Below are 22929 nucleotides of genomic sequence, written 5' to 3' on the forward strand. Positions count from 1 at the left end.
CGTTCACGGGTCGAGCTTGTCGCTTTCGAAGACCAGGAAGCTCGCCCCCTGGGGATCGCTCAGGACGCTGAAGCTGCCCTTCGGCTGCTCCGTCGGACCCGAGAGAACGGCGCCGCCGTTGGCGACGGCGGTTGCGCCAGCCTCGGCGACGTCGGCCACGACGAAGTAGGGCAGCCAGCGCGACGGCCCCCCGGCGTCGGCCGCCGTCAGACCGCGCAGCCCGCCGTTGTCGCGCGCTCCCACACGGATCACCCAGTAGGGCACCGGCATGCCCGCAAGGAACTCGATGCGCCAGCCGAACAGCCGGCGGTACCAGGCGATCGCGACATCGACATCCGGGGTGGCAAGCTCATTCCACGTCAGGCATCCGGGCTCGTTCACACGGGTCGCGCCGAAGTGCCGGCCGGGCTGACAGAGGTGGATAACGGCCCCGTGCGGATCGCGCACGACCACCAACCTCCCTCGGTCTCCGAAATCCAGCGGCCCTTCGAGGATGGCGCCCCCCAGCGCACGGGCGCGGGCGGCCGCCGCGTCGACGTCGGCGACCGAGACGTGCGAGTTCCAGCGTGGCTCAGCACCGGCGGGGTCGGTCGCGCGGAGCGCATAGAGCGCGGCGACCTCCTGCTGCTCGCGGCGCAACACCGTGTACGCGCCGCCGTTCGCCATGCGCCGCTCGTCCGGCGTCCAGCCGAAGAGCGTCCCATAGAACGCTGTGGCGGCCTCCGGGTCCGTCGTAGCGAGGTCGACCCAGCTGAACGTCCCCTCCGCATACCCGGTGCGCGCTCCCATCCGCGCAGCCTACCCAGGCGAATCGCGCACGCAGGTCGAATCGAGATGCGGGGACGGCGATCGAACGCCCGCCGCGCTTCCCGGGATTGGGCTTTCGCCACCCCCGGGACGGCGGGGGCGTGGACCGCCAAGCGCACGCGCGCCGGCGCGGGTGAAACCGGCTGCCGGACGACGACTGGAACAATGGCCGAATGGTTCAACGCCGAGTGCACATCACTGCGGGCGCCCGACTCGCGTGCGTCGGCCTGCTTGCGACGCTGTTGTGCGGCTGCCACTCGGCGCGGCAGGCGGCCACACCCACCACCTCGAGCGCCGGCGCCACCACCACGATGCCCACGCCCGCCACGCCACCCGCGCCGATCGTGAAAATCGCGCCGTTGCCCGTACGCCCGGTGACCAAATCGCAGCCGACCAGCCCGGAGAAGTGCCCCGCCACCGACCCGAATCGACCGGTGGCCCCGACCGATGCCCTCACCACGTGCGACATCGGGCGGACCACGCTGTACATGCTGGGCCCGGAGTCCATGCAGCTCGGGCTGATACACGTCGATCCGCCGAAGGCGCTGACGGCCGACTTCTACGAGGTGACCCTGATCCTGGACCCACCATCGGCGGCGGCGTGGGCGTCATACACCGCCGCGCACCTGCAGGACCACGTGGCCTTCGTCCGCGGCAATCTCGTTCTGGAGGCGCCGATAATCGAGGATCAGGTCACGTCCGGGCGCATCGCGCTGACGACCCAAACCACCCAGGGCGCCGCGCAATTGGCGCAACTGGCCGGCCGGCCATCCTGACATGACAACGGGCACCGACCGGCTCGGCATCGGCATGCTCAGCGTGTTCGGCCTTCCCCCAGTGGAATTGGTCAACCTGGCGGCGGATCTGGGCTGTCGTTACGTCTCCGCCGCGCTGCAGGGAATGCCGTTGGTGCCGCTCGGCTATCCGCGCTTCTCGCTCAAGGATGACGCCGCCCTGCGGAAAACCCTGGTGGCGGCGATGAATGACCGCGGCGTGACCATTTCACTCGGCGACGGGTTCCTCGTGCTCCCCGGCGCCGACGTGGGCGCGTTCGCCGGCGATCTCGACGTCCTAGCCGAGCTCGGAGTTCCGCGGATCAATGTCGTCAGCCTGGACCCGGACCTTTCGCGCAGCGTCGACCAGTTCGGCGCCCTGACTGCGCTTGCCGCCCAACGGGATATCGAGTCACTTGTCGAACCGGTGCCCGGCCTGACCGTCGGCGACCTGCCGACCGCGCTGGCCGCCCTGCGACATGTCGGACGCCCCGACTTCCGGTTGCTGATCGACACCATGCATCTGGTGCGCTCGGGTTCGGGCGCCGCCGATCTCGCCGCGATCGACCCGGCTTGCATCGGGTACGCCCAACTCAACGACGCCACGCTGCGCCCGCGCAGCGAAAACTACATGGAGGAAGCCATGTTCGAGCGCATGGTGCCCGGTGAGGGCGAACTGCCCCTGCGCGACATCCTTTCGGTGCTCCCGCCCGACATCGTGATCGAGATCGAGGTACCGCGACGGTCGTTGGCGTTGTCCGGGGTCAGCCCGATCGACCGGCTGCGACCATGCGTCGAGGCGGCGCGTCGGTTGCTGTCCGAGATGCCCTGAAGCGGCGCGTCCGCCCCGCACAGGACGGGGCGGACGTCAGCCGGGTCGAACTACGTGCAGGGAACCCCGTGCGGGCCGCCGATCCACTGCCCGGGCGGCGATTGCCACGGGCAAATCTGCTTGACCTGTCCGGGCGGCAGCGGGTTCCAATGACCGTTGTCCACGACGTGTGGGCCCGGCGGAACCGGCGGCGGCCACGGACCCGGGTGCGCCTGCGCCATACCCGTACCAAGTCCGAGCGCCGCCGCGCTCAACGCGCCGACGATCGCGGTCTTACCTGCGAATTTCTTGACGTTCACTCTGCTGGCCTCCTCTCGGTCCCGTGGCTTTCCCCATCGGGAACTCCGCGGTGTGCGGGGATGGACCGATCTCACGACCCCCAAATTGTCGCCAGAAGATTACCCCCGCCAGCGAAGTCTCAAACCGCCCCCGCGCCTAGGGTGACCTCGCCGTGGCGGTCAGCCGTTTGGGCGGCGGGCGAACGCCGGCGCGTGCTCCGGTAACACCCCGACACCGACGAAGTAGGCCGGCACGACCGAGAGCCACGGCAGCCGTCGCATCAGGCCCAGGAGGGCCGACGGCGGCGTGGGGTCGGCGCCGCGCAGCAACGGCCCGAGCAACATGCGGTGCAGCACCTGCTGCACGAGTTGCGTCACCACGGTGGGCAGGACGCGCCGGCGGTGCACCGCCGCGAGGTCGCGGTCGCCGACGCGGTGCCGTCGCAGCGGTTCGGCCAGGATGGTCGCGGCCGCGACCGCATCCTGGATCGCCAGGTTGATGCCGACGCCGCCGAGCGGCGACATCGCGTGTGCGGCGTCGCCGATGCACAGCAACCCGTCGGTGTGCCAGCGGCGCAGCCGATTCACATGCACGTCCAGATGCTTGACCTCGTCCATGGATTGCAGCGCCGCCACCGACTCGGGCATGTCGGGCAGCAACTCCGCGACGTCCTGCCGAAACGCTTCGATGCCGCGCGCCCGCAACTGGGCGTCGGTGCCCTTGGGCCCCAAATAGGCGATCTGGAAATAGCGTTCGCGCGGGATCACGGCAAGACCCTTGCCCGGACCGAGGCGAGGGAGGAACGAGTATTCCACGTCTTCCTTGTGCGGCAACCGAAACCACCACACGTCGAACTTCACCGGGAACTCGCGTGCCTTGAGCCCGGCCTCCTGGCGGGCGACCGACCAGCGGCCGTCGCAGGCAACCGTCAACTCGGCCCGCAATTCGCCCTCGCCGTCGGGGCCCCGGTAGCGCACCCCGGCGACCCGGCCGGCCTCCCACAACAGCCCGTTCACCTCGGTGTTCATCCGCAGCGAGAAGTTCGGTTCCGCCTGGGCCGCATCGGCGAGCAGATTGAGCAGGTCCCACTGCGGCACCATCGCGACGAAGGGGTGGGGCTGGCGCAACCGTTCGAAGTCGACATAGGTCACCGATCGCCCGTTGGATTCGAGCTTCGCGGTGCGCACCTCGGTAAAAGGCAAGGCCGAGAAGGGTTCCCACAAGCCGAGCTCGTCCAGGAGGCGCATGGTGGTCGGATGAACCGTGTCGCCGCGGAAGTCGCGCAGGAAGTCGCCGTGCTTCTCCATCAGCGTGACCTGCACGCCCGCCCGGGCCAGCAGCAGCCCGAGCACCATGCCGGCCGGGCCGCCGCCGATGATCGCGCATGTCGTGTTGTCAGCCATCAGAATTCAACATCGAATACCGAGACGGGATCGAGGATCACACCGGCCTCCGCGACATAACGGTCCCAGAGCGCCAACAGCTCGGCCAGCTTCTCGGGGCGCGAGCCGGCGAGGTCGTGGATTTCGCCCGGATCCGACGCGAGGTCGTACAGTTGCCAGTCGCCCGGACCATACGGTGCGGGCAGGTGCAGCGCCTTCCAGTCCCCCTGGCGAATTGCCCGGCGGCCGAACAACTCCCAGCCCGTGCCGGTGTCGGCGTCGTGGACCGCCTCCGCACCGCCGGACAGATAGGGCACCAGGGAGCGGCCGCGGACGGGCGCCACCTCGCGCCCGCGGTAGACCGTGCCGGGGTGAACGGCCCCGGCCAGTTCGAGCACCGTGGGGGCGATGTCCATGACCGTGCTGAACGCGGTGCCGATCTGCCGCTGCCGCTCAAAGCCCCCCCAGGTGGCGAACCCGACCACGCGGATCCCGCCTTCGGTGGTGAACGCCTTGTGCAGGCGCGACGGCGCGGTGGCCGCCTGCGCCCATCGCGGCCCGTACCAGATGAACGAGGAGGGCCGGCCGAGGTTGTCCAGGCTGTTGTCGCAATGCTTTTCGATCTGGGCGGCGATTCGCGGACCGTGCAGCGGCATCGCCTCGACGATGGCGCCCTCGGCGCCGTTGTCGGACAGGAAGATGACGACCGTGTCGTCGAGCTCGCCGCGCTCCGACAGGTAATCGGTGACCCGGCCGATGTTCCAGTCCATCCGGTCGACCATCCCGGCGTAGACCTCCATGCTGCGGGCCGACACCGCCCGCTGCTCGTCGGTCATGTCGGCCCACTCCGGCGCGCCGTCCGCAACGACCGGGTGCGGCTCGACATCCGGCGGGCACAGGCCCAGCTTCTTGAGCGCCGCCAGTCGCTCGTCGCGAAGCGCGTCCGGCCCGGCGTCGTAGCGGCCACGGTATTTCGCGATGGATTCGTCCGGCGCCTGCAGCGGCCAGTGCGGGGCCTGGAAGGGCAGATACGCGAAGAACGGCCGGTCGTCGTCGGGTGCGCGTTCGCCGAAGTATTGCAACAGCTTGTCGGTGTAGAAGTCCGACGAGTAGAAGTCGTCGCCGACGGTGACGAATTGATCGTCCTCGGTGTAAAGCGTTGGTACGGGCGAGAAGCTGCGCGCCCCGCCGCCACCGAAGTGGCTGGCCCCCGCGGGCAGCAACGCGAACGAGCGCTCAAACCCGCGGGCCCAGGGCGACGTCTCGATGGTGGCGCCCAAGTGCCACTTGCCCGACATCAGCGTCAGGTATCCGGCGTCGCGCAGCAGTTCCGGCAACGCCACCACCCGGTCGTTGAGATAACCCTCGTAACCGGGCGCGCCGCGGAAGGCGGGGCCGGCGACCTCGAGCATAGTGCCGATGCCCGCGATGTGGTGGTCCGTGCCCGTCATCAGCATCGCCCGGGTCGGCGAACACGCCGGCGCGGAATGGAAATCGGTGAACCGGATGCCCGCGTGCGCGAGCCGGTCGAGATTGGGCGTGTCGATTTCGCCGCCGAAGGCGCCGATGTCGGAAAAACCGAGGTCGTCCGCCACGATCACGAGGAAGTTGGGCCGCTTCACGCTGAAGCATCCTGCCAGGTGCGGAGCCCGGGCGGAATGCTGCCGCGTCGCGCCGTCGTTATTCTCGGGGCGGCGCTACCCGCGCCCGCACTGTGTCGTCGGGAGGGCTTGAGATGCTGGCACCGTTCGAAACGTCCATTCCGCTGGTGGCCGCCCCGATGGCGGGCGGGCCGACCACCCCGGCCATGGTGTCGGCCGCGACCCGCGCGGGCGGCCTCGGCATGCTCGCCGCCGGCTACAAGACCGTGGAGGCCGTCGAGGCCGAGCTCAAACAGATTCGCTCGGAGGGAATCCTTTTCGGTATCAACCTCTTTGCGCCCAACCCGCTGCCGGTCGACCCCGCGAGCTACCGGACGTACGCCGCGATCGTGCAGCGCGACGCCGATCAGTTCGGGCTGAGCCTGCCGCCGGACCCGATCGAGGACACCGACAAGTTCGACGAGAAGGTCGCGCTGCTGCTCGACGACCCGGTTCCGCTGGTGTCGTTCACCTTCGGTATCCCGCCGCGCAGCGTCCTCACCGCGTTGCATAAGGCCGGCAGCGTCGTGGCGCAGACGGTGACGACGCCCGAGGAGGCGGTGCAGGCGCGCGACGCCGGGGTCGACGCGCTCGCCGTGCAGGCGGCGACGGCCGGCGGACACTCGGGCACGCTCTCGCCGCGGAAGCCGTTGACGCCGGTGCCGATCGCCGAGTTGGTCGAACGGATCGTCGCGGCGGTGCCGCTGCCGGTGATCGCCGCCGGCGGGCTTGCCACCCCCGCCGCGGTCGCCGAGGTGATCCGCGCGGGAGCCGCCGCGGCCGCCGTGGGAACGGTGCTGCTGCGTGCGGACGAGAGCGGCGCCTCCGCCACGCACCGGGCGGCGCTGACCGATCCCGCGTACACCGAGACGGTCCTCACGCACGCCTTCACCGGCCGCCCCGCCCGCGGTCTGCGCAACGCCTTCATCGACGCCCACGAGGCGCAGGCGCCGCTGGGCTATCCGGCCATCCACTACCTCACCAGCCCGTTGCGTAAGGCCGCGGCCGCGGCGGGCAAGCCCGACTACGTCCACCTGTGGGCGGGCACCGGGTACCGGAACGCCACCGCGGAGCCCACCTCGGTGATTCTGCGGCGGCTGGCTTCCGACCTATGAGTATTCGAAGCGATTGAGCACGTCGTAGTTGCGGGCGCCCGCCACCCACATGACCTGATAGATCAGCCGCACCGGCGTCGAGTCGATCTGTCGGTAGCCGGCGAGCGTCGAGGTCTGCTCGAGCAGCCGCAGCCGCGGGTTCCATGCCTGAAGCGCCCGAGCGTCGCGGATGCCCCATTTGATGATGCCCCTGGTGAACGCCTTTGACAGCAACGGCGCCAGCGTCGACAGCGTGTCGAAATGCATTTCGCCGCAGCCGAATCGGTCGGTTAGGCGCAGCAGCAGCCGGCGAACCTCGCCCTCCGTCAGATACATCAGCAGGCCCTCCGCGATCACCAGCGTGGGGCGCCCGGTCGGCGTCTGCTCCAGCCACCGCGGGTCGGTCACCGACGAGCCGATCATGCGGTAGCGCTCGGTGTCGTGGTAGAGCCGGCGCCGGAGCTCGATGACGCCGGGCTGGTCGACGTCGAACCAGGAAACCGATGGCGGCACGGCGAGCCGGAACGCGCGGCCGTCCAGCCCGCAGCCCAGGTGCAGCACCACCGCGTCGGGGTGACGCCGCAGGAAGTCGGCGCACCAGTCGTCGAGTCGCTTGGCCCGCAACGCGACCAGGTATTGGTTGGACGCCGGCAGCGAGCTGCGATGGATTCGCTTGAAGTCGTAGTCGATGCGCTCCACCGCTTCCGCGGCCGCCTTATCGCCCAAAATAGGCCGGCGCGAGCGGCTTTCGTGGGCGCGCAGGTACAGCGTTACGAGGTTTGTCCACTCCACCGAGCCCCACGGCACGGCGGTGAAGTCGACCTTCTCCGTCGAGGTCATGGCTTCCTCCTTGCCGCCCGATATTCGGTCCACATCTGCATCAGCTTCTCGCGGTAGGCATCGGTGCAGAACTCGCAGAAATCGCGGAAATCCTCGACGCGCTGCCGCTGCTCGGCCCGGTCCTCGTCCAGCACGGAAAGCGCGAACTCGGCGGGTTCGATGCCCAGCCGCATCAGCGAGAGCTGCGTTCCCAAAACGCTGGTGAACCCGCCCGGCGTGACCCGGTAGAGGTGTTGACGGTCTGGGCTGGGCAACCGCTCCACCATGCCGCCCTCGAGGAGCTGCCGGGCGACGGTGCTGATGGAGGCCTTGCTGACCGACAACGCGTCGGCCAGCTGGGTCAAGGACTGCTCGGGCGGGTGGCAGATCAGCAGCCACCCGTATAGCCGGCCCATGGTCCGGGTGGCACCGAGCATTTCGAAGAACAGCCCGAGGCGGTCGACGAACTCGGACTCTTCCGGCGACATGATTCTCCATTACGTTTAGTACATACTGAACGTAGTTTACGCAATGTATGCCGGTCAAGGAGGGGCGCTTGCGGCGACGGCGATGCCCGCGGGATCAGAACGCGTCCGGGTTACGCTGCACTTCCGTCGGCACCGGGTGCCGATACAGGCGAGAGGCGTTCTCCCAGCTGAACTTTCGTATCACGTCGGCCGGCAGGTCACCGATCTGTTCGTGGATCGTCTGCTGGGTGTGGGGCCAGGTGGAGTCGCAATGCGGGTAGTCGGCCTCCAGCATGATGTTGTCCACGCCGATCCGGTCGCGTTGCACGAACGACGATTTGTCCTCCACCGCGCAGAACCAGAAGTTGCGGGTGAAAACCTCCGCGGGAGTCAGGCTTTCGCCGAGGGCCTGCCAGGTGCCGTACATCGCGTGATAGCTGAGCATGTGGTCGAGGCGATCCAGCAACCCGGCCACCCATCCGATACCGCCCTCCGACAGGCAGATCTTCAGGTTGGGGAACCGGCTGGGCAGGCCCGAGTACAGCCAATCGACGGCCGCCGAGATGGCGTAGGCGAAGAACAGCACGCCCTGCACGTCCGGCGGGGCGTCGTCGGTGGTGGACGGCGAGGAGCCCGACGACCCGATGTGCAGGTTGACGACGGTGCCCGTCTCGGCGCACGCCGCCATCATCGGGTCCCAGTGGCCGGAGTGGATGCTCGGCAACCCCAGCATCGCGGGGTTCTCGCTGAATGTGACGGCGTGGAAACCGCGCTCGGCGTTCTCGTAGATCATCCGCGCGCCGAGCTCGGGGGCCAGCAGCCACGGCAATTGGCATGGAATGATGCGTTCGGGGTAGGAGCCCGCCCACACGTCGAGGTGCCAGTCGTTCCAAGCGCGCACCGAGGCCAGCGCCAGGTCGCGGTCGCTGGTCACCTGCTGCAGGCGCTGGCCGGCGAATCCCGGCAGAAACGACGGGAAATTGAGCGAGGCGTAGATGCCGTTGAGGTCCATGTCCCTGACGCGCTCGTGGATATCCCATGCGCCCCTGCGCATCTCGTCGAAACGGACCGGCTCGAAGCCGTACTCGGCCACCGGCCGGCCGACGACGGCGTTGAACCCGACGTTGGGCAGTTCCCGCCCGTCGTAGACCCACGTCTGTCCCCCGGCATCGGTGTCCACGACTTTGGGTGCCCGGTCGGCGAACTTGCGCGGCAGCCGGCCGGTGAACGTGTCGGGCGGCTCGACGATGTGATCGTCGACCGAGATCACCGTGTACCGCCGCGGCGAGCGCGGCGGATCCGGCAGGAACGTCACCGAGCGCTGCCCGCCGGTCTTTGCGGTGGTGAAGTTCAGGTCGGCGGCCAGCTCGTCGATCGATTTCACTCGTCAATCTCCTTGCCGGACAGCGTGCGTGTAGCGTGCGGCGAGGGCTTCCGGCGTGAGCCCAGGGCGGGAATCCAGCCCGAATTTCGCCCTGAGCGCACGCCCGACGCCCTGGATGCACACTTGACGGTGTTCACGTGAGCACGTCGGGATCGGCCTTGATGGTCATCCTGGCCGCCCCCGCCCAATACACGTCGGCGGCGCGTTCGACGAGCGACCGCTGCATGCCCGCCATGTCCGACCACTTCATCGACACCGGTTCCTTGCCGGTGAGCAGCACGTCGTAGGCCAGCTTGCACACCCGCTCGATGGACGCCGCGCGGTAGACCGCCTCGGGCAGGTTGCGGCCGGTCGCGATGACGCCGTGGTTGACCAGGATGGTCAGGTTGGCGGAGCCGATGCGGGCCGCGAGTTCGGCCGCCCGAGCCGGGGTGTCGATCTCGCCGTCGTAGGTGTCCACCAGGCAGAGGTCGTCGAGGAACAGCGAACCGGTCTGGTGCACCAATTCGGGCAGCCGGCCCAACGCGGCGAGCACGCACACGTAGTAGGGATGGTTGTGAATCACCACCCGGGCGTCGTCGCGGACCCGGTGCAGCTCGGTGTGGATGTGGATGGCCGGGGTGACGTCCCACCGGCCGCGCAGCACCCGGGCTCCGTCGTCGACCACGCAGATGTCGGACGCGGTGATCTCCTGCCACCACAGACCCCACGGGTTGACCAGCATCTGCGTCTGCCCGTCCGGTTGCCAGGTGATGTGTCCGGCCATGTTCTCGGCGAATCCGATGCCGGCCAGGTGCCGGAAGGCAACGGCGAGGGCCTGCTCGTCGGTCAGCTCGACCCCGATGGGCGGGACCACCGACGGCGCCCACACCTCCAGGCCGCCGCGGCGCGGATCAGGAGCGGTCATCTTCGGCCTCCGTTCTGGCTCGAATATCCTCGCGCAACCGGCCTTTGGCAACCTTCCCGCCCGAGGACCGCGGCAGCTCGTCGACCACGACGAGCCGCTCCGGCCAGAGCTCCTTCGACACGCCCAGCCCCGACAGGTGATCGCGCAGCTCGGGCAGGTCGATGGTGGCCGAGTCGACGAGTTCGGTGTAGAGGCAAACCCTTTCGCCGAACAACGGGTCGGGCATCGCGACCGCCGCCGCGACCGCGATGGCGGGGTGGGTGGTGGCGGCGTCCTCGACCTGGGTCGCGCTGATGTTCTTGCCGCCGCGCAGGATGAAGTCGGAGGTTCGCCCGGTCACGGTCAGGTAGCCGTCCGAGTCGATTTCACAGATGTCGCCCATGCGCATCCAGCCGTCGCGGGTGAACAGCTTGTCGTGATCGGTCCCGCCCAGGTAGCCGAGGCTGGTCGCCGGACCGCGGCACGCGGGCTGGCCGCGCCCCGACGCGGTCACGTCCCGTTCCCCGTCGAAGAGCCGGACCGCCATCTCGGGGACGATCCGGCCGCCGGTGCGCAGCCGGCGTTCCCGCGGGTCGTCGACGGTGGTCGCGCTGAGCATCCCGGTTTCGTTCGAGCCGTAGAACTGCAGAATCGTGGCGCCGGTCAGCTCCTCGAACTCGGCGGCGGGGCGGTACGGCAGCGCCTCGCCGCCGGTGAACACCACGCGCAGCGAACTCAGGTCGTAGCCGGGCGTGGCGGGATCCGCCATCAACATGGTCAATTGGGTGCTGACACAACACAATACGGTGGCGCGGTGGCGAGATATCGCCTCGCAGGTGGCCGCGGTGCTGAACCGCTGCAGGATGACCGCGGTGGCGCCGAGGTAGATCGGCGTGGTGTGGCTGGTCCACAGCCCGAAGCCGAATGGCGTCGGGATGACCGGCAGAAAAACGTCTTCCGGCGTCAGCAGGCCGTTGGCGACGGCCTTCTGGTGGAAATAGTGCCAACGATTCTGGGTGTGCACCACGCACTTGGGCAGGCCGGTGGTGCCGGAGGTGGAGTTGATCAAAAAGACGTCGTCGGGCCCGAGCCGACATTCGGCCGTGAGCGGCTTCGGCTCACCGTCCAATCGCGGGGCCTCGGCGCCCAAAACCAGCGCGGGCAGCGAAAGCTCGTCGGCAACCGCAGTCGCGGCACCGCCGCGCTGGGAGTCGCTGATCAGAATCTTCGGTTGCGAGCTGCGCAGTATCGCGGCGACTTCGCGGGCTCCGGCGCGCGCGCCGACGCCGACGACGACGGCCCCGCACCGCTCGATCGCCACGAACAACACGTGCAGGGCGGCGGAATCGCCATGCCACACCGCCACCCGAGCGCCGGGCGCGACCCCGGCCCCGACCAAACGCCGGGCTAAGTCCGTTGCGGCGGAGTCGAATTCGCTCCAGGTAAGTGACTCACCCGGATGGTCGACGTACGCGCGACGACCCGGTGATCGTTCGGCGTTGCGGCGCACCGCATCCGACAACGTCGTGTCGGACCACCAGCCGGCGGCGTGGAAGCGGGCCACGTCCTCGTCGGTGAACGCCGGCGAGGACGGTGTCTGCATGAGCCGATCATAGGAAAGCCATGGACGGGCCCGTGCGCCAATCGCCGCTAGGGGTTCTCCGGGGCCGGCGCGGGTGCGTCGTGTTGCGGGTCGCTAACGGGACCCGGAGGACGGGGGCGCGGCTTATGGCAGTTGCGCGTGCACCCGCAGTTGAGGCCGATGATGCAGCCGCCCCCGCCGGCGGGTTGCACCGGCAGGGCACCGCCCGGAGCGGGCGGTGGCGCCGGCGCCACGTGGGACGAAGACGTGGGGTTCGCGGCCCGGGTGACCATGCCGGCGTCGGACCAACCGAACGCCAGGACGAGCGCTGCGAAGACACCGCAAACCGCGGCCACGGGCTGGGCTTGTCGAATCTTCACGATCTCTCCAGTGTGTTTCTCGCCGCAGGGAGGGCAATTGCGTTGTTGGACTAGGGATTTGGCGGCGTTGAGGCGGGCGGGACGTGCTGTGGATCGCCGGCTACAGCCGGCGGATGTGGGCGCGGCGGCGATTGGCAGTGTTGAACACATCCGCAGTTGAGGCCGATAAAACAGGGCGAGCTGGGCAGTCCGAGCGCACTGTCACCGATCCGTGAGGACGGGGCCGACGCAACGGGTCTTGTCAGCTCCGCCGTCGCGGCGACGTCGAAAGGCGTAAAGACAAGTGCGGCCAGGCAGGCGCACAGCGCCGTCGCCTTCCCGGTCCGCCCATTTCCCATGCCGACCAGAGTAGTTACTCCCCGCGCACCGCGCAGAACACGCGCGGGCTTTCAAAGAACACTCCAAGAAGTCGCCAAGAATCCTTCAAGCGCGGCCGTGGACGGTGAAGTCGCCCAGTGCCCTTTGGGATCGGTAGCGGCGTGGGTCGGTTGCACTTGCCCGACCACCGCTGCCGCCCGCAGCGAACAACACGGAAGGTACACCGCGGATGAAAAGCAAGGTCGTCGTGCTACTGGCCGGCGGGATGCTCGCGCTCGTGCTGCTGACGCGCTATTTCGCGCTGAGCCAGGCCGGTATGCCGTTGGGGTGGATGCTCTACCTCGGCCTGCCGATCATCGGCGCCGGAGTGCTGTTCGCGCTGCGGCTGCTCGACCTCGGCGCCGGGTGGACCACCAAGGACGCGGCGCTGCGCCACCACAGCGGCATCCAGGCCCAGCCGGTCGCGCTCCCGGTATCCGAGCCGCCGCTCTACCAGCGGCTCAGGCAGCTCGAGGACCTGCACGCCAGGGGCGCGATCTCCGACACCGAGTACAGCGCCCAGCGCCTACAGATCATCGCCAACATGTAAGCCGGGCGCGGGCTCGGGCCGCCGATGCGCCCTCGCCACGCGGATCGCATAGATCGCCGCGCTGACCCCGAACATCGCCGCGGTCAGCAGCAGCCACCGCCCGAGAAATGGATCCTGGGTTTGCCCGGTCGCCGCCGAATACGTCGGGGCGCCCTGCTTGATGATGCCGGGGAGGAACACCAGCAGCGTCAGGCCCGCCCCCAGCGCGGGCACCCGGACGTGATTGATTACCGGCACCCGGGGCGGCGCCGTACCGACGACGGCCCGCGACAGCAGCGCGTCGAGAAGCGCATAGACCGGGAACAACACCAGGTCGTGCGCGACGATGGCCGCGGCGAACCACACGATGATCGACTGCCACCACACATGTGGGTTCCACAGCGTGACCGGTTTCATGGTGGCCACCACGTAACCCAGGAGCGCGAACCCGGCGATCAGGGTGAGCAGATGCACCGGGCCGGAACCATAGATCCTAACGAAACCCGTTCGGGCGCTAGGCATTTGCGGCCCCTCGAAAGGCGATGGACTCCACCCATTTGGTGTTGTGCACCCCCGGCAGCGCCGGCACGATGACGCGCGCCGGGTAGCCGTGATCAGGCGACAGGTCGGCGCCGTTGACGCGCAACGCCAGCAGCGCATCCGGGTGCAGCACCTGGCTCTTCTGCAGTGTCGCGCGGCCGAACGCGCCGTTGCGCTCGAGGGAGGATACGTAAGCCGACTCCGGCGCAGGGACGCCGGCCCGCCGGGCCAGCTCCGCCAACCGCACCCCGGTCCACGTCTGGGTGGTCGACCAGCCTTCGACACAGGCGATCGGAAGCACGGCGGTGTGCTGCGGCATGGCCAGCAGCGCCGCGCGATCCAGCACCACCGGGGCGGCACCGCCGCTCAGGGTCAGCCGCCAGCGCTCGCCGGCCTCCGCGGCGGAGATGCCGGCCACCGCCGCGGTCCGGTTGATCTCGAAGTCGTTGGGTCCGTCTCCACGGGTGCGCCCCCGGGGCAGCAGCAGCGCGGCGGGCCGCGTCCAGCCACCCAGCGTCTGACCCGCGGTGATGACCGCCATGAACAGCGCGCCGCCGCCCACCAACGCCAGCGCGCCGCGGCGGCTCATCGTCGCCGGGCTCGGGTCCGCGGCGACCAGCCCGTCCGGCTCCCACGGCTGCGCAACGGTTTCGGCGCGCCCGGTGCGCAGCACGTCGCGCGGCGAGATCGAGCGCAGGCCGGACCACATCGTCGGAATCTTGATCGCGATGTGCACGACGAATCCGGCGATGAACACCCAGGCGCCGAAGTAGTGCGCGGTGTAGAAGCTGAAACCGAAGATGTAGTCGTACTGGATGTTCAGCACGCCGGTGATGATTTCGAACAGGATGCCACCGACCAGCATCAGCAACGAAACCCGTTCCAGCAGTTGGGCTGTCGACCGGGCGGGCGGCCAGGCGAACAGCCTCGGTATCACCGACCATAGTTTGGCCAGCACCACCGGGATCAGGACGAGCCCGAGCCCGACGTGCAGCCCCTGGGTGAGCCGGTACAGCCACGAAGGGTTGGTGGGCCAATCGAACGTCGGCAGCTTGAGCCACCCGACGTCGCCCGGAATGGCCTGGCCGAACCGCGGCCCGTAGGCGACGTAGGACAGCAGGCCGGTGATGATGACGATCGGCAGCGTCACCAGCAGCACCGAGCCGAACACCGAGGTCAGCCACGGACCCCGCAGCGGGCTGCGCCATCGCTGCGCCCGCCGGACGCCCGGCGGCGGGTGCTCGTCCAGCCGACGCCACAGCCACGCGGGAAACCCGTACCCGTCGGAAGCGTCCGGCGCGTCGGTGTCTGCTTTCGGTTCGCCCATGCCGTGCATCATCGATGATGAGACACGGCGGGCCGGCGAAAATGGTTCAGACTCGCCGATCTGCGGCGCGCGTCAGTCCTTGCCCCGCGGCGGCGGCTGCACCTCGACGCCGGAGGAGTCGTGTTCGGGACCGGCGGCCGGGTGTTCGGCCGGGACCCGATCTCGGAAGCGGTCGCCCTCGCTGGGCCGGTCGGGATCGGGCCGGTGGACGTTGCCGTGGTAGGGGCCGGGCTTCGGCCGCGGCGCTCCGCCCGGGAAGGCCAGCCGGAAGATGCTGCGGTGCACCATCCCCCACTGCTTGCCGAAACGACCGGAGTTGTACGGCAGCTCGTAGCGCTCGCAGATCTCTTTGACCTGTGGCGCGATCTCCGAGTAGCGACTGCTCGGCATGTCCGGGTAGAGGTGGTGCTCCACCTGATAGCCCAGGTTGCCGCTGATGATGTGGAACAGGGGGCTGCCGTCGATGTTCGCGGCGCCGAGCAATTGGCGCACGTACCAACCGCCGCGCGTCTCGTTCTCGACCTCTTCCTGGGTGAACGTGTAGGTCTGGTCCGGGAAGTGGCCGCAGAAGATGATGGCGTGCGCCCACACGTTGCGGATGACGTTGGCCAGCGCGTCCGCGGCCAGGGTGCGTAGGTAGGTGCTCTCGACGCCGGGCGCGACTTTGTCGAGGAAGTTCGCCGCGGCGCCGGCGCGACGGCCCTTCGACACCCTGCGCAGCCTTCTGGCGATGCGGGATTGCGACGGCTGTTCGAGCCGGCCGCCCAGCGCCAACTGGGTGAGCGCGAACGCGCCGGCGCTGATGGCCGGCCAGCCGAGGTAGTCCTTGTAGATCTGCGCGCGCGCCTTGACCCCGATGCCCCGTAGGTCCTTGCGCACCTCCGACCACGGCTTTTCGCGCTTGCGGATGGCGTCGATGTCCATGTCGTGGACGGCCACGCCCCACTCGAACAGCAGCGTCAGCAGCAGGTTGTAGATCGGTTGGCCCAGGTAGCGCGGAGCCCATTTCTGATTGGGGTCGATGCGCATGATCTCGTAGCCGAGATCCTTGTCCTTGCCGAGGATGTTGGTGAACGTGTGATGGATGTAGTTGTGCGAGTGCTTCCACGACTCGGCCGTCGAGGCCGTGTCCCAGTCCCAGACCGACGAGTGGATGTCGGGATCGTTCATCCAATCCCATTGGCCGTGCATCACGTTGTGGCCGATCTCCATGTTCTCCAGAATCTTGGCCATGGAGAGGCAGGCGGTGCCCAGCAGCCATGCGGTCTTGGACCGCGACGCCAGCAACAGGATTCGGCCGGCCACCACGATCTGACGTTGTGCCGAGATGACGTTCTTGATGTAGCGGCGGTCGCGGTCGCCGAGGTCGGCGAACACCTCGTCGTGGATCGCGTCGAATTCCTTGGCGAGTTTTTCCAGTTCCTGCTCCCCCAACCGGGACAGCGGGCTCTCCCCGGCCCTTTTAACGGCAGTTGTCACGAGCCGCTCCTTTCCATCACAGTTCGAGTTCGACGTCGCCCTCGGCGGTGTTGATGCAGATCCGCACGTCTTGCTCCGTCGGCTCGATCACGTCGCCCGAGCGCAGGTCGCGCAGCTTGCCCGACTTCAGCGTCCCGACACAGGTATGACAAATTCCGATCCGGCAGCCGAACGCAAGATTGAGTCCCGCCTTCTCGCCGGCTTCGAGAATGGATGTGCCACCGTCACATTCGACTTCCTTCTCGCTGTCCAGGAAGCAGACGGTGCCGCCCTCGCCGGCGTTGGCGTCGCCGCCGATCTTGGGCTGGAACCGCTCGAAGTGCAGGCGATCGCAATCCCCGTTCTCTTTCCAGTGCTCGATCAGGGCGTCGAGCATTTCCCCCGGACCCGAGCAGAACGCCTCGCGTTCACGCCAGTCCGGGCACACGTCGTCCAGCTCCTCGGGTGTCAGGCGCCCCTGCTCGGAGGTGAGGCGCAGATCCAGCCGCAGCCCTTCGTGGCGTTCCTCGAGCTCTTCCAGGGCCGGCAGGAACATGGCCTGCTCGCGGGTCCGCGCCGAATGGATGACCACCGCGTCGCGCAATTCGTCGCGATGGTCGAGGTCGCGCAGCATGCTGATGATCGGCGTGATGCCGCTGCCGGCACTGATGAACAGCAGCTTCGGCGGCAGCGGGTCCGGCAGGGTGAAGACGCCCTCGATCTCGCCGAGCCGAACCAGATCGCCCGGCTGAATCTTGTGCACGAGATACGGCGACACGACGCCGCCGTCGACCCTCTTCGGCGTGACGCTGATCAGCCCGTCGTCGGGCCTGGGATCAGACGTCAGCGAGTACGCACGCCAGTGGTAGACGCCGTCGATGACCACGCCGAGGCGCACGTACTGTCCGGGCTTGTGGCCGGGCCACTCGTACCCCGGGCGGATCAGGACGCTGGCCGCTTCCGAGCCCTGGGCCTCGATGCCCTCGACCTTCCCGCGCAGCTCCTTGGTGGTCCACAGCGGGTTGATCATCTCGAGGTAGTCGTCCGGCTGCAGCGGGCTGAACAGCCGCCGGACCGCTCGCAGGAACAGCCGACGCCCGCGTGGGACCTGGGGTTCAGCGCCGCGCTCAGCCATGCATTCAGAGTACACACTTGTACACCGACTTTAAACGTCGATATTGAATTAGGTTGTACTATCAGGCAACACGACGTTTTTCAGGCGCTATACAGAAGACACGCCTGTTCACTATTGCAATTGCTGTGTGACTGGATCTGGCGCGATGCGTTACACCCCGCGTGCCCGGATCCGGCAACGCCCAAACATTTGTTCAGCGGATTCTCAGCTGACGCGCCACCGCGTGAGCGGTGCGCCTATTGTTCGACGTGTGCTGATCGGCTTCCTCCTCGCGCTGGGCTGCTCGGTCTGTTACGGCACGGCGTCGGTGTTGCAGGCGGCCGCGACGCGATCGGTGGAAGCGGGCAGCGGCTCGGGCGTCGACACCGTGCTGCTGATGCGCGCCGCCCGCCAGTGGCGCTACCTCGTCGGCGTCGGCCTGGACGGGCTCGGCTTCCTGCTCCAGGTGGCGGCGCTGCGACTCGTGCCGATCTACGTGGTCGCCGCGGCGCTGGCCGCCTCGATCGCGGTCACCGGCGTCGCGTCCGCGTGGCTGCTGTCGGCCCGGCTGTCGCGGGCGGAATGGACGGCGGTGGGCGTGGTGTGCGTGAGCCTCGTCGCGCTCGCGCTGGCGGCCGGCCCCGGGCACTTCCGGCACGCTCCGGCCGGGCTGGGCTGGGCATTGCTGGGCGTGGTGGCCGTGGTGTTCGTCGCCGGCGCCGTTGCGGGCCGGCTGCCGGACCGCCCGCGGGCGCTGGCGTTGGGGTTGGCGGCCGGAACCGGTTTCGGTGTCATTGAGGTCGGTGTCCGGCTGATCGAGGTGATCGACCCGACCCGGCGCGCCTTCTACACCAACCCGGCGTTGTACGCGGCGGCCGCGGGCGGGGTCGCGGGTTTCCTGCTGCTGACCTCCGCCCTGCACCGCGGATCCGTCACGACCGCCGTCGCCGGGATGGTCGTCGGTGAGACCATCGCGCCCGCGTTCGTCGGGGTGGTCTGGCTGGGCGACAACGCGCGCGACGGGCTCGGCTGGTTGGTGATCACGGGGTTTGTGGTGGCCGTGTCCGCCACCCTGGTACTGGCGCGGTTCGGGGAAGCGCCGCAGGAAACCGTCGCCTAGCTCACCGGGACCTGCCGGCCGGGGGTGCGCTCCGGACGGTATGTCCTCTCGCGCGCCGCGCGGGTCCACAGCACGCCGCCCTGCGCGCTCGCGCCCGCGGCGATCAGCGCGCGTTTGAGGATCTTGTTCGTCGCCGTGGTGGGCAGGTCGGCGTTGATCCGCACGTACCGCGGCCAGCCCTTCGGCGACAGATCGGGTTGCGCGGCAAGGAAACTCGCGAACTCGTCGGGCCCCAACCGCGCGCCCGGGCGCAACACCAGCGCGGCCATCACCTGATCGCCCACCCGCTCGTCGGGCACCCCGTAGACGGCGACCTGGCTGACCTCGGGCAGCCGCTCCAAAATCCGTTCGATCGGGCCCGCCGCCAGGTTCTCGCCGTCCACCCGCAGCCAATCCGCCGTCCGCCCGGCCAGGTAGATCCAGCCGTCGGCGTCGCGGTAGGCCAGGTCACCGGACCAGTACATGCCATGCCGCATCCGCTGGGCGGTGGCGTCCGGATCGTTGTAGTAGCCGACGAACGGCCCCGCGCCCTGGGTGTTGACGAGCTCGCCCACCGCGTCGTCGAAGTTGGTCAGCGCCCCGTGCTCGTCGAATTGGGCGACGGCGCATTCGCGCAGCGTCTCCGGGTTGTAGACGCTCACCCCCGGATACGGCCGGCCGATCGATCCGGGCGGGGTGCCGTCCTCCCGGACGACGATCACCGCGAATTCGCTGGAACCGAAGCTGTCGACCACCCGGCACCCGAAACGCCTTGCGAATTCGGCGATGTCGCGGTCGGTCGCCTCGTTGCCGAAGGCCACGCGCAACGTGTTGTCCGCGTCGTCGGGGCGCTCGGGGGTGGACAGGATCAAGGCGAGCGGCTTGCCGACATAGTTGAGGTACGTCACGCGGTAGCGGCGCACGTCGTCGAGGAACCGCGACGGGGAGAACCGGGCCGGGACCATGGTCGCGCCGGCCCCGATGGCAACCGCCCAACCGGCGGCGACGCCGTTGGAGTGGAAGAGCGGCATCGACAGGTAGCAGACGTCTGAGGCGGTGACGTCGTACTGGTAGATCAGGCTGGCGCCGCACATGACGGTCATCGCGTGGGCGAGCCGCACGACCTTCGGGTCGCCACTGGTCCCGGAGGTGAAGATCATCATCAGGGTGTCGCCGCCGGCGACCTCGCGATGCGGGACCAGGGCCGGCGCCGCGGCCACCAGGTCGGCGTAGCGCCGGCCGGTTACGTCGAGCACCTGAATCCCGTTGAGGTCCAAGCCATCCAGGAGGGCGACGTGCTCGGGGTCGACCAGCAGCAGCTGACAGTCGGAGCGCCGGATGTCGGCCACCAGGCCCGCCCCGCGCCGCGTCGTGTTGATGCCGCACAGCACGTAGCCGCCCAGCGCGGCCGCCGCCATGGCGCGCAGCATCGCCGGGGAGTTGGGCAGCAGGGCGCCGACGTGCAGCGGGCGGGCGGGGTCGGCGAGGGCGATCAACGCGGCGGCCTGCGCCTCGGCCTCGGCGAGGTGTTCGCGCCAGGTCCACACGCGGTCGCCGGAGGCCAGCGCCGGGGTGTCGTCGTTGCGGCGTTGCCGCAGCAGCTGCTGGACCGTCTCGATCATCGGGTGGTCAGCACCAGCCCGGCGTAGTGCCGACGGGCCACCTCGTCGCAGTGGCGCCGATACGTGCCGAACCCGCCGGCGTAGGGCATGAAGATTCGTTTCTTGCCCTCGATGTTCGCGCCCAGGTACCAGGACGAGGCCGCCCTCGGGAACAACGTCTGCTCGGCCGCCTCGGCGACGTGGTCGGTCCAGGTGTCGGCGGCGTCGCGGCGCGGTTCCACCTCCGTCACCCCGAGGCGGCGGGCGGTCAACATCAGCTCGGTGACCCAATCGACCTGCACCTCGGCGTGCAGCACCATGTTGGCCAGCACCGAGGGACTGCCCGGGCCGCTGATGGTGAACAGGTTCGGCAGGCCGGGCACCATCAGGCCCAGGAACGTCACCGGGCCGTCCGCCCAGACGTCGCTCAGCCGCACTCCCCCGGGCCCCTGTGGATCGATGCGGGTCAGCGCGCCGGTCAGCGCGTCGAAGCCGGTGGCGAAGATCAGGACATCGCAGGGATAGGTCGCCGCGCCCGTGCGCACGCCGTCGGCGGTGATCGCCTCGATGGGCTCGCGACGCAGGTTGACCAGCGCGACATTGTCGCGGTTGAACGCGTCGTAATAGCCGCCGTCGGTGCAGATTCGCTTCGACCCGATCGGGTGGTCGACGGGGATGAGGTCGGTGGCCACTTCGGGGTCGGCGACGATTTCGCGGACCCGCTGCTCGGCGAACTCACGGGCGATGTCGTTGGCCGCGAGGTCGGAGTTCTGGTCGGGGAACGTCTTGGCGAACAGCACGCCGCCCTCGCGCCAGCGCCGCCACAACGCCTCGGCGCGTTCCTGCGGTTCGGTGTCGACGGCCCGCTTGTGGTAGGTGCCGTGCGGGGTGCCGGCCGCCGCATAGGCCGACATGCGGCGCCGCTCGGGATACTGCTCCCGAATCTGTTGTTGCTCCTCCGGCGTCCAGGGGCGGTTGGGCATCGGGATGCTGTAGTTCGCCGATCGCTGGAACACCACCAGCCGATCGGCCTGCGCGGCGACGATCGGAACCGCTTGAATGCCAGACGATCCCGTGCCGATCAGGCCCACGTGTTTGCCACGCAGGTCGGGGTCCTCGCGCGGCCAGGCGGCGGTGAAGTACACCTCGCCCGCGAAGTCGTCGACGCCGGGGATGGCCGGACGGTTGACCGCCGACAGGCAACCCGTCGCGCAGACGAGGAACGACGCGGCGTGGGTCCGCCCGTCGCGGGTTCGTATCCGCCATTGGGCTTGCTCGAAGGCCGCGCCGACCACGTCGACCTCGAATCGATAGTGCCGGCGCAGATCGAATCGGTCCGCGACGTGCCGCAGGTAGGCGAGGATCTCCGGTTGCGCGGCGAACCGTTCGCTCCACGTCCAGTCCTGCTGCAGCGCGTCGTCGAACGAGTAGGAGTAGTCGACACTTTCGACGTCGCACCGGGCGCCGGGGTACCGGTTCCAGTACCAGGTGCCGCCCACGTCGGGCGCCGCCTCGAGGCCGATCACCGACAGGCCGGCCGAGGCCGCCCGGTGCACGGCGTAGAGCCCGGCGAACCCGGCCCCGATGACGATGACGTCGGTGTCTGTCTTCGGGGTCATGTCGACTCGCAGACGGTGGGTTGCAGCAGTTCCCGAAGGTCGGCGTAGATCATGGCCTGCGCCGAGGCCGCCGGGGGGAAAGCGGGAATGGTCAGGAAGCCGTGGAACAGGTCCGGGAAGTCGCGGTGCACCACGGGCACCCCCGCGTCGCGCAGTCGGCACGCATAGTCGCGGCCCTCGCCGTGTAGCGGATCGAGGCCGGCGGTGACGATCACGGCGGGTGGCAGGTCGGCGTGCGAAGCCGCGCGCGCCGGCGCGACCAGGTGTGGCGGATCCAAAAGCGTTGTGCTGTCCAGGTATTGGCCCCAGTACCACCGCATGGCGGCGCGAGTGAGGAAGTAGCCGGTGGCGCAGCGCCGATAGCTCTCGGTGTCGAAGGACGGGTCGATTACCGGGTAGATCAGCAGCTGCGCGGCCGGCGGGGCGACCGCCCGGTCCCGGCAGAGGATGGCGGTGACGGCGGCGAGGTTGCCGCCGGCGCTGTCGCCGGCGACGGCGGTCCGCACCGGGTCGATGCCGAGTTCGGCGGCGTGGTCGATCACCCAGCAGAACGCCGCGAACGCGTCCAGTGCGGCCGCGGGGGCGCGGTGTTCGGGCGCGAGGCGGTACCCGACCGACACCACGACGGCCTCGGTGCCGCGGGCCAGCGCGCGGCAGAAGCCGTCGTGGGATTCGATGTCGCACAACACGAATCCGCCGCCATGGCAGAACACGATCGCGGGGCGCTCGTCGCGCGTGTCGCCATGGGGGTGGTAGACCCGCACGGGGATGGCGCCGGCGGGGCCGGGGATCGACCGGTCCTCGGTGCGGCGGACGTCGTCGATGTTGTTGACCGGCTGGCGTCGCTGCGCGACGGCGGCGCGGGCCTCGTCGGCGGTCATGGTCTCGATGCGCGGGAACCCGGCGTCCAACTCGCGCAGCATCGCCCGGACGCCGTCAAGGGGGCCGTCCATGTGAACC

21 protein-coding genes are annotated in these 22929 nt (G+C 69.1%); 5 read left to right on the forward strand and 16 right to left on the reverse strand.

The window, feature by feature from the left end:
• Positions 1 to 3: 3 nt before the first annotated feature.
• A complete protein-coding gene (locus A5680_RS21525) occupies positions 4 to 789 on the reverse strand; it encodes a VOC family protein (RefSeq protein ID WP_067822937.1) in 786 nt (261 codons plus the stop codon).
• Positions 790 to 980: 191 nt separating this feature from the next.
• Between A5680_RS21525 and A5680_RS21530 the strand changes: the two genes are divergently transcribed.
• Complete coding sequence (locus tag A5680_RS21530) at positions 981 to 1583, forward strand: preprotein translocase subunit SecD (RefSeq protein ID WP_067822941.1); 603 nt, start codon at positions 981 to 983, stop codon at positions 1581 to 1583.
• Position 1584: 1 nt separating this feature from the next.
• Positions 1585 to 2412, forward strand: a complete 828-nt coding sequence (locus tag A5680_RS21535; protein WP_067822944.1) for a sugar phosphate isomerase/epimerase — start codon at positions 1585 to 1587, stop codon at positions 2410 to 2412.
• A 50-nt stretch (positions 2413 to 2462) separates the two neighbouring features.
• Here A5680_RS21535 and A5680_RS25445 read toward each other — a convergent pair whose 3' ends face one another.
• The 3 genes from A5680_RS25445 to A5680_RS21545 all read right to left on the reverse strand — a co-directional run bounded on the left by A5680_RS25445 (position 2463) and on the right by A5680_RS21545 (position 5695).
• Entirely contained in the window at positions 2463 to 2711 is a 249-nt protein-coding gene (locus tag A5680_RS25445; RefSeq protein WP_055401525.1) for a hypothetical protein, read from the reverse strand.
• A 159-nt stretch (positions 2712 to 2870) separates the two neighbouring features.
• Positions 2871 to 4094 (reverse strand): FAD-dependent oxidoreductase, encoded by a 1224-nt coding sequence (locus tag A5680_RS21540; RefSeq protein WP_067822948.1) that lies wholly within the window; start codon positions 4092 to 4094, stop codon positions 2871 to 2873.
• A complete protein-coding gene (locus A5680_RS21545; RefSeq protein WP_067822951.1) occupies positions 4094 to 5695 on the reverse strand; it encodes an arylsulfatase in 1602 nt (533 codons plus the stop codon). The genes A5680_RS21540 and A5680_RS21545 overlap by 1 nt, the downstream gene beginning before the upstream one ends.
• Before the next feature lie 113 nt (positions 5696 to 5808).
• Between A5680_RS21545 and A5680_RS21550 the strand changes: the two genes are divergently transcribed.
• Positions 5809 to 6828: a nitronate monooxygenase family protein gene (locus A5680_RS21550; protein ID WP_067822954.1), complete on the forward strand. Its 1020-nt coding sequence runs from the start codon at positions 5809 to 5811 to the stop codon at positions 6826 to 6828.
• On the opposite strand, the gene A5680_RS21555 is transcribed toward A5680_RS21550, so the two are convergent.
• From A5680_RS21555 to A5680_RS21575, 5 genes are all read right to left on the reverse strand, one after another.
• Complete coding sequence (locus A5680_RS21555; RefSeq protein WP_067822957.1) at positions 6823 to 7647, reverse strand: class I SAM-dependent methyltransferase; 825 nt, start codon at positions 7645 to 7647, stop codon at positions 6823 to 6825. The two genes, A5680_RS21550 and A5680_RS21555, sit on opposite strands and share 6 nt — an antisense overlap.
• A complete protein-coding gene (locus tag A5680_RS21560) occupies positions 7644 to 8114 on the reverse strand; it encodes a GbsR/MarR family transcriptional regulator (RefSeq protein ID WP_067822960.1) in 471 nt (156 codons plus the stop codon). Before A5680_RS21560 ends, A5680_RS21555 begins: the two co-directional genes overlap by 4 nt.
• Positions 8115 to 8208: 94 nt before the next feature.
• On the reverse strand, positions 8209 to 9477 hold the full coding sequence (locus A5680_RS21565) for an amidohydrolase family protein (RefSeq protein WP_067822963.1): 1269 nt from the start codon (positions 9475 to 9477) through the stop codon (positions 8209 to 8211).
• A 133-nt stretch (positions 9478 to 9610) separates the two neighbouring features.
• Positions 9611 to 10384 carry a class II aldolase/adducin family protein gene (locus A5680_RS21570; RefSeq protein ID WP_067822966.1) on the reverse strand — a complete coding sequence of 258 codons (774 nt, stop codon included), beginning with the start codon at positions 10382 to 10384 and terminating at the stop codon, positions 9611 to 9613.
• Complete coding sequence (locus tag A5680_RS21575; protein WP_067822970.1) at positions 10371 to 11966, reverse strand: class I adenylate-forming enzyme family protein; 1596 nt, start codon at positions 11964 to 11966, stop codon at positions 10371 to 10373. Before A5680_RS21575 ends, A5680_RS21570 begins: the two co-directional genes overlap by 14 nt.
• Before the next feature lie 906 nt (positions 11967 to 12872).
• On the opposite strand from A5680_RS21575, the gene A5680_RS21580 reads away from it, so the two are divergent.
• Positions 12873 to 13232: an SHOCT domain-containing protein gene (locus tag A5680_RS21580; protein ID WP_067822973.1), complete on the forward strand. Its 360-nt coding sequence runs from the start codon at positions 12873 to 12875 to the stop codon at positions 13230 to 13232.
• On the opposite strand, the gene A5680_RS21585 is transcribed toward A5680_RS21580, so the two are convergent.
• The 4 genes from A5680_RS21585 to A5680_RS21600 form a co-directional block, all read right to left on the reverse strand.
• Positions 13209 to 13733 (reverse strand): hypothetical protein, encoded by a 525-nt coding sequence (locus A5680_RS21585; protein WP_067822976.1) that lies wholly within the window; start codon positions 13731 to 13733, stop codon positions 13209 to 13211. The genes A5680_RS21580 and A5680_RS21585 overlap by 24 nt on opposite strands.
• Entirely contained in the window at positions 13726 to 15078 is a 1353-nt protein-coding gene (locus A5680_RS21590) for a molybdopterin-dependent oxidoreductase (protein ID WP_082970452.1), read from the reverse strand. Before A5680_RS21590 ends, A5680_RS21585 begins: the two co-directional genes overlap by 8 nt.
• 72 nt (positions 15079 to 15150) lie before the next feature.
• Positions 15151 to 16557, reverse strand: a complete 1407-nt coding sequence (locus A5680_RS21595) for an acyl-CoA desaturase (protein ID WP_055401548.1) — start codon at positions 16555 to 16557, stop codon at positions 15151 to 15153.
• A 16-nt stretch (positions 16558 to 16573) separates the two neighbouring features.
• The gene (locus A5680_RS21600; protein ID WP_055401550.1) at positions 16574 to 17671 is read right to left on the reverse strand and encodes a ferredoxin reductase; all 1098 of its coding nucleotides are present in this window, start codon (positions 17669 to 17671) and stop codon (positions 16574 to 16576) included.
• Positions 17672 to 17921: 250 nt separating this feature from the next.
• Here A5680_RS21600 and A5680_RS21605 point away from each other — a divergent pair, with 250 nt between their 5' ends.
• A complete protein-coding gene (locus tag A5680_RS21605; RefSeq protein ID WP_067822980.1) occupies positions 17922 to 18770 on the forward strand; it encodes a DMT family transporter in 849 nt (282 codons plus the stop codon).
• Here the strand turns inward: A5680_RS21605 and fadD1 are convergent.
• From fadD1 to A5680_RS21620, 3 genes are read right to left on the reverse strand one after another with little or no spacing between them, the layout of a single operon-like run.
• Positions 18767 to 20371 (reverse strand): fatty-acid--CoA ligase FadD1, encoded by a 1605-nt coding sequence (fadD1, locus tag A5680_RS21610; protein ID WP_067822983.1) that lies wholly within the window; start codon positions 20369 to 20371, stop codon positions 18767 to 18769. The two genes, A5680_RS21605 and fadD1, sit on opposite strands and share 4 nt — an antisense overlap.
• Positions 20368 to 21969, reverse strand: a complete 1602-nt coding sequence (locus A5680_RS21615; RefSeq protein WP_067822987.1) for an NAD(P)/FAD-dependent oxidoreductase — start codon at positions 21967 to 21969, stop codon at positions 20368 to 20370. The genes fadD1 and A5680_RS21615 overlap by 4 nt, the downstream gene beginning before the upstream one ends.
• Complete coding sequence (locus A5680_RS21620; RefSeq protein ID WP_067823116.1) at positions 21966 to 22922, reverse strand: alpha/beta hydrolase; 957 nt, start codon at positions 22920 to 22922, stop codon at positions 21966 to 21968. Before A5680_RS21620 ends, A5680_RS21615 begins: the two co-directional genes overlap by 4 nt.
• Positions 22923 to 22929 lie beyond the last annotated feature (7 nt).

The sequence above is a fragment of the Mycobacterium sp. E2989 genome, assembly GCF_001667595.1.
In the GTDB taxonomy this organism is placed as follows: Bacteria; Actinomycetota; Actinomycetes; order Mycobacteriales; family Mycobacteriaceae; genus Mycobacterium.

Excerpts from the sequence above, each read along its gene's own strand:
- A5680_RS21580 (WP_067822973.1), top strand. The coding sequence starts at position 12,873 with ATGAAAAGCAAGGTCGTCGTGCTACTGGCCGGCGGGATGCTCGCGCTC.
- A5680_RS21570 (WP_067822966.1), bottom strand. The coding sequence starts at position 10,384 with ATGACCGCTCCTGATCCGCGCCGCGGCGGCCTGGAGGTGTGGGCGCCG.
- fadD1 (WP_067822983.1), bottom strand. The coding sequence starts at position 20,371 with ATGATCGAGACGGTCCAGCAGCTGCTGCGGCAACGCCGCAACGACGAC.
- A5680_RS21620 (WP_067823116.1), bottom strand. The coding sequence starts at position 22,922 with ATGGACGGCCCCCTTGACGGCGTCCGGGCGATGCTGCGCGAGTTGGAC.
- A5680_RS21560 (WP_067822960.1), bottom strand. The coding sequence starts at position 8,114 with ATGTCGCCGGAAGAGTCCGAGTTCGTCGACCGCCTCGGGCTGTTCTTC.
- A5680_RS21540 (WP_067822948.1), bottom strand. The coding sequence starts at position 4,094 with ATGGCTGACAACACGACATGCGCGATCATCGGCGGCGGCCCGGCCGGC.
- A5680_RS21525 (WP_067822937.1), bottom strand. The coding sequence starts at position 789 with ATGGGAGCGCGCACCGGGTATGCGGAGGGGACGTTCAGCTGGGTCGAC.
- A5680_RS21585 (WP_067822976.1), bottom strand. The coding sequence starts at position 13,733 with ATGCCTAGCGCCCGAACGGGTTTCGTTAGGATCTATGGTTCCGGCCCG.
- A5680_RS21535 (WP_067822944.1), top strand. The coding sequence starts at position 1,585 with ATGACAACGGGCACCGACCGGCTCGGCATCGGCATGCTCAGCGTGTTC.
- A5680_RS21590 (WP_082970452.1), bottom strand. The coding sequence starts at position 15,078 with ATGGGCGAACCGAAAGCAGACACCGACGCGCCGGACGCTTCCGACGGG.
- A5680_RS21575 (WP_067822970.1), bottom strand. The coding sequence starts at position 11,966 with ATGCAGACACCGTCCTCGCCGGCGTTCACCGACGAGGACGTGGCCCGC.
- A5680_RS21530 (WP_067822941.1), top strand. The coding sequence starts at position 981 with ATGGTTCAACGCCGAGTGCACATCACTGCGGGCGCCCGACTCGCGTGC.
- A5680_RS21600 (WP_055401550.1), bottom strand. The coding sequence starts at position 17,671 with ATGGCTGAGCGCGGCGCTGAACCCCAGGTCCCACGCGGGCGTCGGCTG.
- A5680_RS21550 (WP_067822954.1), top strand. The coding sequence starts at position 5,809 with ATGCTGGCACCGTTCGAAACGTCCATTCCGCTGGTGGCCGCCCCGATG.
- A5680_RS21555 (WP_067822957.1), bottom strand. The coding sequence starts at position 7,647 with ATGACCTCGACGGAGAAGGTCGACTTCACCGCCGTGCCGTGGGGCTCG.
- A5680_RS21615 (WP_067822987.1), bottom strand. The coding sequence starts at position 21,969 with ATGACCCCGAAGACAGACACCGACGTCATCGTCATCGGGGCCGGGTTC.